13 protein-coding genes and 2 tRNA genes are annotated in these 14,843 nt (G+C 70.0%); 10 read left to right on the top strand and 5 right to left on the bottom strand.

Going from position 1 to position 14,843, the window contains the following annotated elements:
• Positions 1–34 precede the first annotated feature (34 nt).
• Positions 35–1,543, bottom strand: a complete 1,509-nt coding sequence (locus OHS82_RS27555) for an amino acid permease (protein ID WP_328434734.1) — start codon at positions 1,541–1,543, stop codon at positions 35–37.
• 217 nt (positions 1,544–1,760) lie between these two features.
• Between OHS82_RS27555 and OHS82_RS27560 the strand changes: the two genes are divergently transcribed.
• Both OHS82_RS27560 and OHS82_RS27565 read left to right on the top strand, forming a co-directional pair.
• Complete coding sequence (locus OHS82_RS27560) at positions 1,761–2,246, top strand: ribose-5-phosphate isomerase (RefSeq protein ID WP_057574651.1); 486 nt, start codon at positions 1,761–1,763, stop codon at positions 2,244–2,246.
• A gap of 98 nt (positions 2,247–2,344) precedes the next feature.
• Complete coding sequence (locus OHS82_RS27565) at positions 2,345–3,151, top strand: Fpg/Nei family DNA glycosylase (RefSeq protein WP_328434735.1); 807 nt, start codon at positions 2,345–2,347, stop codon at positions 3,149–3,151.
• Between the two features lie 124 nt (positions 3,152–3,275).
• Here the strand turns inward: OHS82_RS27565 and OHS82_RS27570 are convergent, their stop codons facing one another.
• A complete protein-coding gene (locus OHS82_RS27570; RefSeq protein WP_057574653.1) occupies positions 3,276–4,544 on the bottom strand; it encodes a GNAT family N-acetyltransferase in 1,269 nt (422 codons plus the stop codon).
• A gap of 163 nt (positions 4,545–4,707) precedes the next feature.
• Here OHS82_RS27570 and OHS82_RS27575 point away from each other — a divergent pair, with 163 nt between their 5' ends.
• Positions 4,708–5,892, top strand: coding sequence for a PP2C family protein-serine/threonine phosphatase (locus OHS82_RS27575; protein ID WP_057574654.1), 1,185 nt, complete (start codon positions 4,708–4,710; stop codon positions 5,890–5,892).
• 54 nt (positions 5,893–5,946) lie between these two features.
• Positions 5,947–6,423, top strand: coding sequence for an HD domain-containing protein (locus OHS82_RS27580; RefSeq protein WP_057574655.1), 477 nt, complete (start codon positions 5,947–5,949; stop codon positions 6,421–6,423).
• A gap of 48 nt (positions 6,424–6,471) precedes the next feature.
• On the opposite strand, the gene OHS82_RS27585 is transcribed toward OHS82_RS27580, so the two are convergent.
• Entirely contained in the window at positions 6,472–7,722 is a 1,251-nt protein-coding gene (locus OHS82_RS27585; RefSeq protein WP_328434736.1) for an acyltransferase family protein, read from the bottom strand.
• A 410-nt stretch (positions 7,723–8,132) separates the two neighbouring features.
• Here OHS82_RS27585 and OHS82_RS27590 point away from each other — a divergent pair, with 410 nt between their 5' ends.
• Positions 8,133–8,327 (top strand): hypothetical protein, encoded by a 195-nt coding sequence (locus OHS82_RS27590; protein ID WP_057574657.1) that lies wholly within the window; start codon positions 8,133–8,135, stop codon positions 8,325–8,327.
• 97 nt (positions 8,328–8,424) lie between these two features.
• On the opposite strand, the gene OHS82_RS27595 is transcribed toward OHS82_RS27590, so the two are convergent.
• A tRNA-Gly gene (locus OHS82_RS27595) sits at positions 8,425–8,495 on the bottom strand.
• A 166-nt stretch (positions 8,496–8,661) separates the two neighbouring features.
• On the opposite strand from OHS82_RS27595, the gene OHS82_RS27600 reads away from it, so the two are divergent.
• The 5 genes from OHS82_RS27600 to clpX all read left to right on the top strand — a co-directional run bounded on the left by OHS82_RS27600 (position 8,662) and on the right by clpX (position 13,643).
• Positions 8,662–8,738: transfer RNA gene (locus OHS82_RS27600), tRNA-Pro, on the top strand.
• A 200-nt stretch (positions 8,739–8,938) separates the two neighbouring features.
• A complete protein-coding gene (tig, locus tag OHS82_RS27605; RefSeq protein ID WP_057574658.1) occupies positions 8,939–10,330 on the top strand; it encodes a trigger factor in 1,392 nt (463 codons plus the stop codon).
• 318 nt (positions 10,331–10,648) lie between these two features.
• The gene (locus tag OHS82_RS27610) at positions 10,649–11,257 is read left to right on the top strand and encodes an ATP-dependent Clp protease proteolytic subunit (protein ID WP_057574659.1); all 609 of its coding nucleotides are present in this window, start codon (positions 10,649–10,651) and stop codon (positions 11,255–11,257) included.
• A 233-nt stretch (positions 11,258–11,490) separates the two neighbouring features.
• Positions 11,491–12,171 carry an ATP-dependent Clp protease proteolytic subunit gene (locus tag OHS82_RS27615; RefSeq protein WP_057574660.1) on the top strand — a complete coding sequence of 227 codons (681 nt, stop codon included), beginning with the start codon at positions 11,491–11,493 and terminating at the stop codon, positions 12,169–12,171.
• Between the two features lie 182 nt (positions 12,172–12,353).
• A complete protein-coding gene (gene clpX, locus OHS82_RS27620) occupies positions 12,354–13,643 on the top strand; it encodes an ATP-dependent Clp protease ATP-binding subunit ClpX (protein ID WP_057574661.1) in 1,290 nt (429 codons plus the stop codon).
• An 85-nt stretch (positions 13,644–13,728) separates the two neighbouring features.
• Here the strand turns inward: clpX and OHS82_RS27625 are convergent, their stop codons facing one another.
• On the bottom strand, positions 13,729–14,742 hold the full coding sequence (locus OHS82_RS27625) for a hypothetical protein (RefSeq protein ID WP_057574662.1): 1,014 nt from the start codon (positions 14,740–14,742) through the stop codon (positions 13,729–13,731).
• Positions 14,743–14,843: the final 101 nt, after the last annotated feature.

The following is a 14,843-nucleotide window of genomic DNA, read 5'->3' on the forward strand; positions in this document are numbered from 1 at the left end:
GCGGAACCCCCTGTGTCACCGGCCGCTCGGCCCGCTAGACCTTGTCGGCCCGCGAGCCGGCAGAGGCGGAGGAGTCGGCCGCGGGGCCGGCGGGACCGACGGGGGTGTGGCCGGTCCGCGCCCCCGCGCCCCGCTGCTTCACCACGGCGACGGCGACCACGACCGCGGCGACGAGCAGCGACAGCAGCACCGTCGTCCGCCCGCTGCTCTCCCCTTCGGTGTCGGTCAGCATGTAGCCGAGCACGAAGACGATGAGTGCGGCGGTCGCCCAGGTCAGATACGGGTAGAGCCACATCTTCACGACCAGCTTCTCGGGCGCCTCGGCCTGGATGATCTTCCGCATGCGCAGCTGCGAGAAGCAGATCACCAGCCAGACGAACAGCGCCACGGCGCCGCTGGAGTTCACCAGGAAGAGGAAGACGGAGTCCGGGAACCGGTAGTTGAAGAAGACGGCGACGAATCCGAAGACCACGGAGGAGACGATCGCCGCCAGGGGGACGCCACGGCGCGTCGTCCGGGCGAAGGCCTTCGGCGCGTCGCCCCGCTCACCGAGCGAGTAGGCCATGCGGGAAGCCGTGTAGAGACCGGAGTTGAGGCAGGACAGCACGGACGTCAGCACGATGAAGTTCATGATCTGGCCGGCGTGCGCGATGCCGAGCGAGTCGAGGGCGGCGACGTAGGAGCCCTGCTCCTTGATGGACGGGTCGTCCCAGGGCAGGAGCGTGACGACGACGAAGATCGAGCCGAGGTAGAAGACGCCGATCCGCCAGATGATGCTGTTGGTGGACTTTGTGACGGCCCGCTGCGGGTTCTCGGACTCGCCGGCCGCGAGGGTCGCGATCTCGCTGCCCATGAAGGAGAAGACGACGAGCAGGACACCGGTGAGGATCGCGCCGGGTCCGTTGGGCAGGAAGCCGCCGTGCCCGGTGAGGTTGCCCAGCCCGGCCTTGTCGCTGTCGGCGCCGGGGAGCACGCCGAACACGGCGAGCCCGCCCACCACGATGAACGCGCCGATGGCGACGACCTTGATGCCGGCGAACCAGAACTCGAACTCGCCGTAGGAGCCGACGGAGACGAGGTTGGTGGCGGTCAGCACGACCATCACGATGAGCGCCCACCCCCACTGGGGAACGGCGGGCATCCACCCTTCGAGGATCTTGGCCCCGGCGGTCGCTTCCACGGCCAGCACGACGACCCAGAAGAACCAGTACAGCCAGCCGATGGAGAACCCGGCCCAGCGTCCGAGCGCGCGGTCGGCGTGCGCGGAGAAGGAACCGGAGGTCGGATTGGCCGCGGACATCTCACCCAGCATGCGCATCACCAGCACCACGAGCGTGCCGACGAGCGCGTAGGAGAGCAGGATGCCCGGCCCGGCGGTGGCGATGCCGGAGCTGGAACCGACGAACAGTCCGGCGCCGATGACGCCGCCGATGGCGATCATCGACAGGTGCCGGTTCTTGAGACCTGCCTGAAGTCCGGAACCGGGTTCTCCGGTGCCTCCGGGGCCTGGTCCGGCCTTGGTGAGGGTCGGCTGCGAAGTCATGGGGATGTCTTTCCTTTGCGCCGCGTGAGGGGAATCAGGGGGATCGTGCGGTGGGGGGCTTACGAGCCGGTCCAGTGAATCCGAGGTAAATGAATTCAGGAACCTTTGATTCCAGATTGTTACTTGAGGTTTTCCTGAGCTTCCACGGCGTTGGTGAGCGATTCCAGACGCGGCACCCGGGGCTGCTACCCCGCGGCCCCCATGTCACACTCGTCCCATGCGCGTGTATCTCGGCTCGGACCATGCCGGCTTCGAACTCAAGAACCACCTCGTCGAATGGCTCAAGGCGGCGGGTCACGACCCGGTCGACTGCGGGCCCCACATCTACGACGCCCAGGACGACTACCCGCCCTTCTGCCTCCGCGCGGCGGAGAAGACGGCCGCGGACCCCGACTCCCTCGGCATCGTGATCGGCGGCTCCGGCAACGGCGAGCAGATCGCCGCGAACAAGGTGAAGGGCGTCCGCGCGGCGCTGGCCTGGAGCGAGGAGACCGCGTCCCTCGGCCGCCAGCACAACAACGCCAACGTCGTCGCGGTCGGCGCCCGCATGCACACCCAGGACGAGGTGGCGAAGTTCGTCGAGACCTTCCTGGCCACCCCGTTCTCCGAGGACGAGCGGCACATCCGCCGCATCGACATGCTGGCGGCCTACGAGACGACGGGCGACCTGCCCCCCGTCCCGCCCCACCACCCCCAGCAGTAACCCTCCGGCCACAGGCGGAAGGCGCCGCCCACCCGACCGGACCCGGCGGGTGGGCGCGAGCGATCCCCGGGGTCCCGGGGCGGGGAAGGAACACACCGGTGCCGGAAGGCCACACGATCCACCGACTGGCGCAGGACTACGCCCGCTTCACCGGGCGGCCCCTGCAAGTGAGCAGCCCCCAGGGCAAGTTCGCCGCGGCGGCGACCCTCCTCGCCGACGCCGCGCTGACCCGCACCGAGGCGCACGGCAAGCACCTCTTCCTCGGCTTCACCGCCGAGCGGTGGATCCACATACACCTGGGCCTCTTCGGCAAGGTCACCTTCGGTCCGGCCCCCGCGCCGCCGCCCACGGACACCGTCCGGCTCCGCCTCGCCGCCCCGGCCTCCTACGTCGACCTGCGCGGCCCCACGACCTGCGCCCTCATCGGGGACGAGGAGAAGCAGGCCGTGCACGCCCGGCTCGGCCCCGACCCGCTGCGCGCCGACGCCGACCCGCAGGCCGCGTACGCCCGCGTCTCCCGCAGCCGTACGACGATCGCCGCACTCCTCATGGACCAGAAGGTCATCGCCGGCGTGGGCAACGTCTATCGCGCCGAGGTCCTCTTCCGGCACCGCGTCGACCCCTACCGTGCGGGCCGGACGATCACCCCCGCAGAATGGGACGCGATCTGGTCCGACCTGGTCGCCCTCATGCGGCAGGGCGTCCGCGACAACCGCATCGACACCGTCCGCCCGGAGCACACCCCGGAGGCGATGGGCCGCGCGCCGCGCGTCGACGACCACGGCGGCGAGGTGTACGTCTACCGCCGTGCACACCAGCCCTGCCACCTGTGCGGCGACGCCGTCCGCACCGCCGACCTCGCCGCCCGCAACCTCTTCTGGTGCCCGACCTGCCAGAAGAACTGACCGTCCTCCGTGCGGCGCCGGACACCCGAATCCCGCCGGAACCCGCGCGCCCGCCGCCCCCCGAGCACCGTCGCGCTACGGCAAGCCGCGCTACGGCAAGCCGCACTGCCGGGCAGCGTCAGGACTAGAATCCGTGCGGCAGCCAGGGCGCCGTGACCGTCCCGAACCCCAGCGCCGCCTCCGCCAGCGCCCCCCGCCTGATCTCCCGCACCCGTCCGGCCGCGCCCAGCGCCGCCAGGCTCACCCCGCCGAGGTAGCCCGCCCCCAACTCCCGTACGGAAAGCGCGAGCTCCGCCGCATCGGACGTCCGCGAGCAGACCGCGCCCTTGGCGTCCCCGGAGAGCCGCCAACGCCCCGAGTTCCAGGGGCAGAACGCGTCCTCGACGTCCAGCACCACGTCCACCGGCGCCTGGTACGTCCGCGCCTCCAGCGCCGCGCCGACCTCCACGAGCCGCACGTACAACGCGTCGCGCACCCGCAGTTCGCACCGCCGCACGTCGGACACGAGATGCCGCCACCCCTCGTCCACCGGCCGCCCCCGCACCTCGAGCGAGGTGGTGAGGTCGATCCCGAACAGGAACCGCCACAACGCGGCCTGCGACGGCGCGTCGACCGCGGTCAGATCCTGGAGCAGCACCCGCCCGTTCTGCCCGGTGTGCCGCCACTCCGGGCGCACCCGGAACCGGGCGTAACCGGTGACCTCGCCGTCCCGTTCGGCGAGCACGCACTGCAGCGGCGACGCCCCGCCCCGCTCGCTCTCCGGATCGAGGAGGCCCAGCCGTTCCCAGCCGGGCCGCCGCGCGAGCATCCCGGCCCGGCCGGGCACCGTCCGCGCGTACACCGCCTCGCACACCGTGAGTTCCGCTCCGGGATCGGCGTACCGCAGCAGAACCTCGTCCGTGCCGTCGGGGACCGCCAGCCGCACCCGGCTGGTGTCGATCTCCGCATGCAGCCCGAAGGTCGCCGCGGCATACCCGAACCGTCCGTAGATGTCCGGCTCGGAGGCGGTGAGCACGGCGAGCGGCCGCCCCTCCGCGCGCGTGTCGTCCAGCAGCCGCCGCATCATCGACGTCAGGATCCCGCGCCGCCGGTGCGTCGCGCTCACCCCGACCATCGTCACGCCCGCCGCCGGCGTAGACGCCCCGCCGGGCACGGTCAGCCGGAAGTCGTACGCTCCCGCCGTCGCCACGCACGTGTCGCCGTCCCACACGCCGAGACAGCGGTCGTACGGGGTGAGCGCCCGGTAAAGCTCCCGCTCCTCGACCGACTCGGGGACCCCGCCGAAGGCGCGCACCAGAGCGTCGTACCACGTGTCCCATTCGTTCTGCCGCAGAACCCGCATGTCGGTCGTCGTCGCCCGCGCCGCTGAGCCGTGACCCGCCTCACTCGTCATGGGCTCATGCGTAGCATTCCGATAGGGGTCGGGCCAGGGAATTTCGCCCTCTTTGCGGCGGGAGCGCTTTCCGTGACGTTCACTGTGAAGTTGAACCTCGGACGGGGGACAAGTGGGACCTCCCGTGCCAAGCGGCGGGTTGGATGGATAGGGTCCCGAACTAATGGCAGCAGGACGACAGCGGCGCGCGGAAGCCGAGACGTTGACGGCCCGGTTGAAGCACTTGATGCACCGGGTCCGCACCGGCGTGCGCAGAAGCGCCGTCGACTACTTCCGCGGTGACGGCTCGGACTGGATCGCGCTCGCCTTCCTGCTGCTCACCGTCCCGCTGATCGCGGCCACCACGCTCGCCAACTCGGTGTGGTGCTCCCCGGCCGCCCTCGTCCTGCCGATCGTCACCGGCGGCCTGCTGCTGCGCCCGTCGAGTCTGCTCGGGCTGTACGCGGCTGCCGCGACGGCCCTCATCGTGGAGTCGGTGCGGCTGGGCCCGTACACGCAGGGCCCCTCCCGGGTCACGCCCGGCGTGGTGCTCGTGGTCGCCGCATGCGGTTTCTTCGGGCTGCTCATCGCCCAGTTCCGCAGCCGGGTCGGCGTGCCCTGGCGGCGCGGCGGAACCATGCTGTTCGACCTGCGTGAACGCATCCGCGTGCAGAGCAAGCTGCCGGGCCTGCCGCCGGGCTGGCACCACGAGATGGCGCTGCGGCCCGCGGGCGGCCAGTCGTTCTCCGGGGACTTCGTCGTCGCGGCGCGCACCAACGGCGGCCGCACTCTCGAGGTCGTCCTCACCGACGTCTCCGGCAAGGGCATGGACGCCGGTTCGCGCGCGCTGCTGCTGTCGGGTGCCTTCGGCGGCCTGCTCGGCTCCCTGCCCCCGCACGCCTTCCTCCCGGCCGCCAACGGCTATCTGCTGCGCCAGGACTGGGACGAGGGCTTCGCGACCTCCATCCATCTCGTCCTCGACCTCGACTCCGGCGACTACGAGCTGTACTCGGCCGGTCACCCGCCGGGCCTCCAGCTCAGCGCGGGCAGCGGCCGCTGGGAGGAGAAGGCCGCCGAGGGGCCCCTGCTCGGGGTTTACGACGGCGCCCAGTTCGACCCGGTGAAGGGCTCGCTGCGCCCCGGAGACGTGCTGATGCTCTTCACCGACGGCCTGGTGGAGACCTCCGACCGGGACATCGTCGAGGGCATCGACCGCCTCACCGGCGCGGCCGACCGGTATGTCGCCGGCGGTTTCCAGGGCGCCGCCTGGCATCTGATCGAGGCCGTCGCGAAGGACGTCAACGACGACCGCGCCCTGCTGCTGATCTGCCACGAGGGCCCGACGGCCCAGTCCGCGGCGCTGTCCTGAACCCGCGAGCTCCCCTGGACCGGTGAGCTCTCCCGAGAGCGAGAGGGGAACGCCGTGCTGACCGAGTCCGAGGTCGAGGCCCTCGCCCGCGCCGCCCACGAGGGGCAGACCGACAAGGCGGGCCGCCCCTACGCCGAACACCTCCAGGCGGTCGCCGAGGGAGTACGCGCGCGTGGCGGCGACGCCGAGCAGATCGCGGCCGCCTGGCTGCACGACGCCGTCGAGGACGACGCCCTGACCGAGGCCTGGCTGGCGGCGGCCGCGCTGAGCGACCGCACGAAGGCCGTCGTCCTCGCCCTGACCAAGCGGGCGGGGGAGACGCCCGAGGCGTACGCGGCCCGCGTCCTGGCCACGCCGGGCGCCCTGCTGGTGAAGGAGGCGGACCTGGCCCACAACGCGGACCCCGCCCGGCTGGCGGTCCTGGACGCGCCCACCCGCGCACGGCTGACGCGGAAGTACGCGCGCATGCGCGCACTCCTCGGCCTCGCCACGCCCGCGGAACGACCTCACCGGAACATCACCCCGGGATGAGCCCCCGGGGACGGGCCTTCGGGAACGAGCCCCCGGCCCTGTGGCTGTTCAGCTCCCGACGCCGCCCGCGACCTTCCGGTCGTCCTCGCGCCTTCGGCCCTCCTCGAGCCTCTCGCCCTTCACGCCCTTCTCGCCGTTCTCGCGCTCGCGGGCGAGCTGGGCGGCGTCCCGCCTGAAGGCCCACTCCATCCTCGGCTCCATCACGAACCGGAAGACCCGTCGTACCGGCGGGGTGCACAACAGGGTGACGGCCACGGCCACGGCCACGGTGACGGCGATCTCCCCGAGCGGCCGGTGCAGCGCGGGGCGCTCGAACCAGCCGCGGTAGTCGGCGGTCTTGATGAGGAAGCCGTGCAGCAGATAGCCGTACAGCGTGCCCGCGCCGAGGACCGTGAACCACATCGTGCGGCCCGGGACCCAGGAGAAGAAACAGGCCGTCAGCAGCAGCGAGCAGCCGAACAGGGCGAGCTGCATGAGGGGCCCGGCCCACCAGGGGGCGCCCAGCTCCTGGGCGGAGTCGCGGTGGTACAGCCAGGAGACGTTCATCCGCGGCACCGCCCAGTAGGCGAAGGCCAGCGCGAACGCGAACACCGGCACGGCAGCGATGCGCACCCGGCGCCGGCGCACCAGGCGGAAGTGCTCGGGCTTGAGGCACAGGCCCAGCACGAAGAACGGCAGGAACTGCAGGACGCGCTGGAGGTCCAGGTCGTCGCCGATGGCGGGGGTGACGGTCGCCAGCATGGCGAGGCCCAGCGCCAGCGGCAGCGGATGCCGGACGAGCTTCCACACCGGCGTGGTGAGCCGCCAGACGAACAGCGCCACCAGGAACCAGGTGAGGTACCAGGGGTCGAGAAGGCTGATCTCCTGGGCGGGGTTGTGGTCGACGTAGCGCCGGAAGACCGGATATGCGGTCTCGAAGACGACGTACGGCACGGCGACGCCCGTGATCAGGCGCTTGAGCCGGGCGGGGCTGCCGTCGAAGCTCCGGGAGAAGAAGCCGGAGATGACGATGAACGCCGGCATGTGGAACGTGTACACGAACATGTACGCCGCCTGCAGCACCCGGCTGTCGCCCTTGAGCGGCTCCCAGGCGTGTCCCACGGCCACCAGCACGATCGCCAGGTACTTGGCGTTGTCGAAGAACGCGTCGCGCCGCGCGGGGGGCCGTGGGGCCGGCCGCTCGGCGGATCTGTCCCGGGACCGGTCGTGCCGACCGCGCCGACCCTCCTGGTCGTGCTGGTCGTTCTGGTTCGGGGACGAGCGCGTGCTCGGAACGAGAGACGAGGCGGCGTGGAACATTTGAGGCACCCTAGCGTCGTGCGCGGCTATTCGTAAAACGCCCCTGGTCATTCCTCGTTATTGCGCTCGGCGGCGCTGCCGGCAGAACGGGATAGGGCACAGGGCCGTCCGTGATGTCACACTTCATCCCGACTAAAAGGTGCATAACGCCGGTGGTGGACCCGCAGTTGACGCAAGGTGTCGGAGTTGCGGCCGCAATTCGAAATAACTGCGCAGGCATTGTGTGGACACGGAAACGGAGTTCCCCAATTCCCGCTGCGGACACCTGTGTCGACATGTGATCCGAACGACCCGCGACGCGTCGCCGGCCGACCCGCCGCGCGATGATGCGTCACGGGCCGCATAGGTGGGCCGGGTTGGTGGCACGATGGTCTCGGGAGTGCGGACCGACCGAGGGTGTGTGATCAGTTGTGGCCATCTCACTGTCAGTGGTGCTGCTGTTGGCGATCATCCTGGTGGTTCTGATCCGGGGCGGCTCGATCAAGGCGGGCCCGGCGATCGTCGCCATCCTGTTCGGCTTCTTCCTCGCCTCGACCGGCATGGCCCCGTCGATCAGCCGCTTCCTCGACTCGCTCGCCGACACGATCAACTCGATCAGCTTCTGAGCCCGGCGACCGGGTGCGAGGGGCGGGAGAAGCCCCGGGGAACGCCGAAGGCCCGGGGAGAGGAAACCGACCTCTCACCCGGGCCTTCGTCGTACAGAGCGGGCGACGGGAATCGAACCCGCGTAGCTAGTTTGGAAGACTAGTGCTCTACCATTGAGCTACGCCCGCACACGACGCGCCGCAGGTCAGCCGACCGCGGCACTGCAGGCATCGTAGCGGGTCCGCACCCCCTGTCGCACACCGTCTTTCCGCGCCGCGTCGCGGACCGCCCCGACGCCCGGCAAATGCGGCGGTCGGACGGCCTGCGGGCATGTACCCTACGTGTCGCACCAGACGGGGTGTGGCGCAGCTTGGTAGCGCGTCCGCTTTGGGAGCGGAAGGCCGTGGGTTCAAATCCCGCCACCCCGACCAGTACCGCGGTTCTCGTCCGCCCTCGCAGGCCGTCTCCGCGGTCACCTCGCTTGATCGCCTTTGGGGCGTGTCCCTGCTGCCGTTACTATGCAAGCTGCACGCCCGTGTGTCTCTTCCTGAAGTCCTCCGGGCGGCGAATTTGCGGGAGCCGGTCTGGCTCCGGCGGAAACCAAGATGTCAGCCCCCAAGGAGACCGAACCGTGAAGAGCGCCGTGGAGACCCTGAACCCGACTCGGGTTCGGCTCAGCATCGAGGTGCCCTTCGAGGAGCTCAAGGACAGCCTCGACGCGGCGTACAAGAAGATCAACCAGCAGGTCACGGTGAAGGGCTTCCGCAAGGGCAAGATTCCCGCCCGGGTCATCGACCAGCGCTTCGGCCGTGGCGCCGTGCTGGAGGAGGCCGTCAACGACGCGCTTCCGAAGTTCTACACCGAGGCGGTCAACGAGGCCGAGATCGACGTCCTCGGCCAGCCCGAGGTCGACATCACGGAGCTGAAGGACGGCGAGACGCTGAACTTCACCGCCGAGGTCGACGTCCGTCCCGCCCTCGAGCTCCCCGAGGACTTCTCCTCCATCGAGGTCGAGGTCGACGCCGTCGAGGTGACGGACGAGGACATCGACAAGTCGGTCGAGCAGCTCCGCGAGCGCTTCGCCTCGACCTCCCCGGTCGAGCGTGCCGCCGAGGACGGCGACGTCGTGACCGTCGACCTCGAGGCCAAGGTCGACGGCGAGGTCCTCGAGGACGGCGTCGCCAGCGGCGTCTCCTACACCATCGGCTCGGGCGAGCTGCTGGAAGGCATCGACGAGGCCGTCAAGGGCCTGGAGGCCGGCGGCGAGACCACCTTCACCTCCGAGCTGAAGGGCGGCTCGGCGGCCGGCAAGGAGGCCGAGGTCACCGTCAAGGTCACCCAGGTCGCCGCCCGCGAGCTGCCCGAGCTGGACGACGAGTTCGCGCAGCTCGCCTCCGAGTTCGACACCCTGGACGAGCTCAAGGCGGACAGCCGCAAGCGCCTCGAGAACATGAAGCAGTACGACCAGGCCACGCAGGCCCAGGAGCGCGTCCTCGAGAAGCTGCTGGAGCTCGTCGAGGTGCCCGTCCCCGAGAAGCTGCTCGAGGACGAGGTCAACACCCGCAAGCACAACCTGGAGCACCACCAGCTCGGCCAGATGGGCCTCGACCTCGACAAGTACCTGGAGATCCAGGGCAAGACCGCCGAGGAGTTCGAGACCGAGACCCGCGAGGCCGCGGTCAAGGGCATCAAGACCCAGTTCGTGCTCGACGAGCTCGTCAAGCGCGAGAAGCTGAACGTCAACCAGGAGGAGCTCACCGAGCACCTCATGCGCCGTGCCGCCTCCTCCGGCATGTCCCCCGACCAGTTCGCCCAGGCGGTCGTCGAGGGCGGCCAGGTTCCGCTCCTCGTCGGCGAGGTCGCCCGCGGCAAGGCGCTGGCCACGGTCGTCGAGTCCGCCACGGTGAAGGACACCAACGGCGAGGTCATCGACCTGGACGACGAGGACGAGGCCGAGGACGCCCCGGAGAGCGCGGAGGCCGTCGAGGCCGCTGCCGAGACCGAGGAGAAGCCCGAGGCCTGAGCCTCGAGCAGTTCCTGAAGCAGGTGCGACGGGCCCCGGGACTTCTGTCCCGGGGCCCGTCGTGCTCCCCGGGGAGGCGGGCGGCGCGCGGGCGGCCTACGCCCGCCCGCGGCCGGAACACGACCGGTGCCCCGCCCCGTAGCCCGAGCCCCCGGGCTACGCCCCCGGCGAACACCCAGCTCTCCGGGATTCCCCGAAGGGACCCGCGCGTTAGGGTCCATGAATACGAGGGCAGGGGAGTCCCCGTTGCCCCCGGCAGTACACGTGAGACGGCCCGGCGCCGTCGTAAGACGAGCAGGTGGATACGTGACGAATCTGATGCCCTCCGCCGCCGGCGAGCCTTCCATCGGTGGTGGCCTCGGCGACCAGGTATACAACCGGCTGCTCGGCGAGCGGATCATCTTCCTCGGCCAGCCGGTCGACGACGACATCGCCAACAAGATCACCGCACAGTTGCTGCTCCTTGCCGCCGACCCGGACAAGGACATCTACCTCTACATCAACAGCCCCGGCGGCTCCATCACGGCCGGTATGGCGATCTACGACACCATGCAGTTCATCAAGAACGACGTGGTGACCATCGCCATGGGCCTGGCCGCCTCCATGGGCCAGTTCCTGCTCAGCGCGGGCACCCCCGGCAAGCGCTTCGCGCTGCCGAACGCCGAGATCCTGATCCACCAGCCCTCCGCGGGCCTGGCCGGGTCGGCCTCGGACATCAAGATCCACGCCGAGCGGCTGCTGCACACCAAGAAGCGCATGGCCGAGCTGACCTCGCAGCACACCGGCCAGACGGTCGAGCAGGTCACCCGCGACTCGGACCGCGACCGCTGGTTCGACGCCTTCGAGGCCAAGGAGTACGGCCTCATCGACGACGTCATCCCCACGGCCGCCGGCATGCCGGGCGGCGGCGGTACCGGGGCGGCCTGAGCGTCGCCGCTGACGGCGGCAGGGTCGTCCAGGGTGCTCCCCGGAGCCCCCTGAGTCCCTGACCCCTCCGAGGCTCCAGGAGCCCGCTGAGGCCTCCCGGAGGCCCGGGAAGCCCCACGGGGCCCCCGGGCCACCCGGAGCCTCCCAGCGGGGCCCGGGGCCCCTCGGAAGCCGTCGGCGCCCCTCTCCAGCCCCTTCAGCCCACCGCCCCAGCCCTCTCTCCAGGAGACACCGTGAACGACTTCCCCGGCAGCGGCATCTACGCCCGCACCGAGGCCGAATACACCGGCCCCCGCGCCGAGTCCCGCTACGTCATCCCCCGCTTCGTCGAGCGCACCTCCCAGGGCATCCGCGAGTACGACCCGTACGCGAAGCTCTTCGAGGAGCGTGTGATCTTCCTCGGCGTGCAGATCGACGACGCCTCCGCCAACGACGTCATGGCGCAGCTGCTGTGCCTGGAGTCGATGGACCCGGACCGCGACATCTCCGTCTACATCAACAGCCCCGGCGGCTCCTTCACGGCGCTGACCGCGATCTACGACACCATGCAGTTCGTGAAGCCCGACATCCAGACGGTCTGCATGGGCCAGGCGGCCTCCGCCGCCGCGATCCTGCTGGCCGCCGGCACGCCGGGCAAGCGCATGGCGCTGCCGAACGCGCGCGTGCTGATCCACCAGCCGTACAGCGAGACCGGCCGCGGTCAGGTCTCCGACCTGGAGATCGCGGCCAACGAGATCCTCCGGATGCGCGGTCAGCTGGAGGACATGCTGGCCAAGCACTCGACCACGCCGATCGAGAAGATCCGCGAGGACATCGAGCGCGACAAGATCCTCACGGCCGAGGACGCGCTGTCGTACGGCCTGATCGACCAGATCATCTCCACCCGGAAGATGAACAACGACAACCTGCGTTGACGCACGGGGTCGTCCGGTTCGGACCCCCCTCGGTACGGTGTGACACGGTCCACGTCGCAGTGAACCGTGCCAAGGGGGGCCCGAACGGGGGGCCAGGCAAGGTACCGTCGGAATAAGGCAGCACCAGGAGCCGCTGGATTCGTAAGCGTCCAGTCGTCTCCCAGGCGAAGGGGAAGCACACCGTGGCACGCATCGGTGACGGCGGCGATCTGCTCAAGTGCTCGTTCTGCGGCAAGAGCCAGAAGCAGGTCAAGAAGCTCATCGCAGGGCCCGGTGTGTACATCTGCGACGAGTGCATCGATCTCTGCAACGAGATCATCGAGGAGGAGCTCGCCGAGACGAGCGAGGTCCGCTGGGAGGAACTCCCCAAGCCTCGCGAGATCTACGAGTTCCTCGAGGGCTACGTGGTGGGCCAGGAGCCCGCGAAGAAGGCCCTGTCGGTCGCGGTGTACAACCACTACAAGCGCGTCCAGGCCGGCGAGAACGGCGGCGGCCAAGGCCGTGAGGACGCCATCGAGTTGGCGAAGTCCAACATCCTCCTGCTCGGCCCCACCGGCTCGGGCAAGACGCTCCTCGCGCAGACCCTCGCCCGCATGCTGAACGTCCCGTTCGCCATCGCCGACGCGACGGCGCTGACCGAGGCGGGATACGTCGGCGAGGACGTCGAGAACATCCTGCTCAAGCTGATCCAGGCGGCCGACTACGACGTCAAGAAGGCCGAGACCGGGATCATCTACATCGACGAGATCGACAAGGTCGCGCGCAAGAGTGAAAACCCCTCCATCACGCGCGACGTGTCAGGCGAGGGCGTGCAGCAGGCGCTGCTGAAGATCCTGGAGGGCACCACCGCCTCGGTGCCGCCGCAGGGCGGCCGCAAGCACCCGCACCAGGAGTTCATCCAGATCGACACCACGAACGTGCTGTTCATCGTGGGCGGCGCGTTCTCGGGCCTGGAGAAGATCATCGAGACCCGGGCCGGCGCCAAGGGCATCGGCTTCGGCGCGACGATCCGCTCCAAGCGCGAGCTGGAGTCCAAGGACCAGTTCGAGGCCGTCATGCCCGAGGACCTGGTCAAGTTCGGCATGATCCCGGAGTTCATCGGCCGTCTGCCCGTGATCACCTCGGTCCACAACCTGGACCGTGAGGCGCTCCTGCAGATCCTGATCGAGCCGCGCAACGCCCTGGTGAAGCAGTACCAGCGGCTCTTCGAACTGGACGGCGTGGAGCTGGACTTCGAGCGCGAGGCGCTGGAGGCCATCGCCGACCAGGCCATCCTGCGCCAGACGGGCGCCCGCGGCCTGCGCGCCATCATGGAGGAAGTCCTCCAGGCGGTCATGTACGAGGTGCCGTCCCGCAAGGACGTGGCCCGCGTGGTCATCACGGCGGACGTCGTCCTCTCCAACGTCAACCCGACCCTGATCCCGCGGGACGCCCGCGGCGGCCGCGGCCCGGGCGAGCAGAAGACCGCCTGATCCGCACCTGCACGACGGAGGGGCCCCGGTCGACCGACCGGGGCCCCTCCGTCTGTTCCGTCTGTCGGAGCGGTGCTCCGGGTTGTCAGGCCTTGACGCGGACCTGGTCGCGCAGCTTCGTGGTGATGTCGATCGCCACGTCCTTGGTGATGCTCTTGGTGTTGTCGCCCGGGGACACCATGGCGATCGTGCTGTAGTCGGCCCAGACGCAGAACCAGTCGGTCGACTCCTTCTTGGTCAGCGAGTTGGTGCTCTTCAGCGACTGGCACTTCATGACCGCGCCGTCGATGTCGGCCTCCTCGGGCTGACCGATCAGCTCGGTCTTGCCCTGGGTGCTGCTCGACGAACCGGAGGAGTTGCTGCTCTGCAGTTCCTTCTGGATGACGGCGAAGTAGGTGTCGAGCGACGACTGGGGGTTCGCGATCTTGCCGTAGCCGCCCAGCATCGAGAACCCCCTGGCCGTCAGGAGCTCGGCCTGGCTCGGCAGGTCGGCGGGGTCGGGGTTCTGCGGGTCGTAGTCGCCGAAGTCGGCCGTCGACCACTGCCCGATGACGGCCTTGCCGTCCTTGACGCCGCTGGCCGTCAGGTACTTGGCGGTGTCCGCGCCGGTGCTCTCGCCGCCCTTGCCGACCCGCTTGTAGTCGGTGAGCGCGGTCGCCGGGGTGTCCAGTTTGTGTGGGCCGTCGTCCTTCAGGCCGCCGGCGCCGCCGCCTCCGCCGATCACGAAGTAGGCGCCGACGCCGATCGCCGCCACGACCGCGACCGCGCCGATGATCAGGCCCGTCTTCTTGCCGCCGCCGCCCGGCGGCGGGGGCTGCGGGACGCCGTAGGGAGGCTGGCCGTAGGGCGGCTGCTGGCCGTAGGGAGGGGTCGGCGGCTGGCCGTACGCCGGCTGCTGGCCGTAGGGCGGGGTCTGCGGGGGGACGCCCTGTGGGGGCTGGGCGGGATAGCCGTAGCCGGGCTGCGGAGCGGGGGGCTGCTGAGGGTGGCCGTAGCCGGGCTGGGGCGCCTGCGGCGGTTGGCCGTACGGACCGGGCTGTCCGTACGGTCCGGGCTGCTGGGGCTGCCCGCCGTACGGGCCCGGCTGGTTGTGACTCATTCCTGGGTTCCCCTCCAGATACTTATGTGATTTTCACATCCTGGCTCAAAGTAGATGCCTGCAAGGCGGCGGGGGCCCCACCGTTACACGGCAAACACGTT

It is taken from the genome of Streptomyces sp. NBC_00425 (assembly GCF_036030735.1).
Taxonomy (GTDB): domain Bacteria; phylum Actinomycetota; class Actinomycetes; order Streptomycetales; family Streptomycetaceae; genus Streptomyces.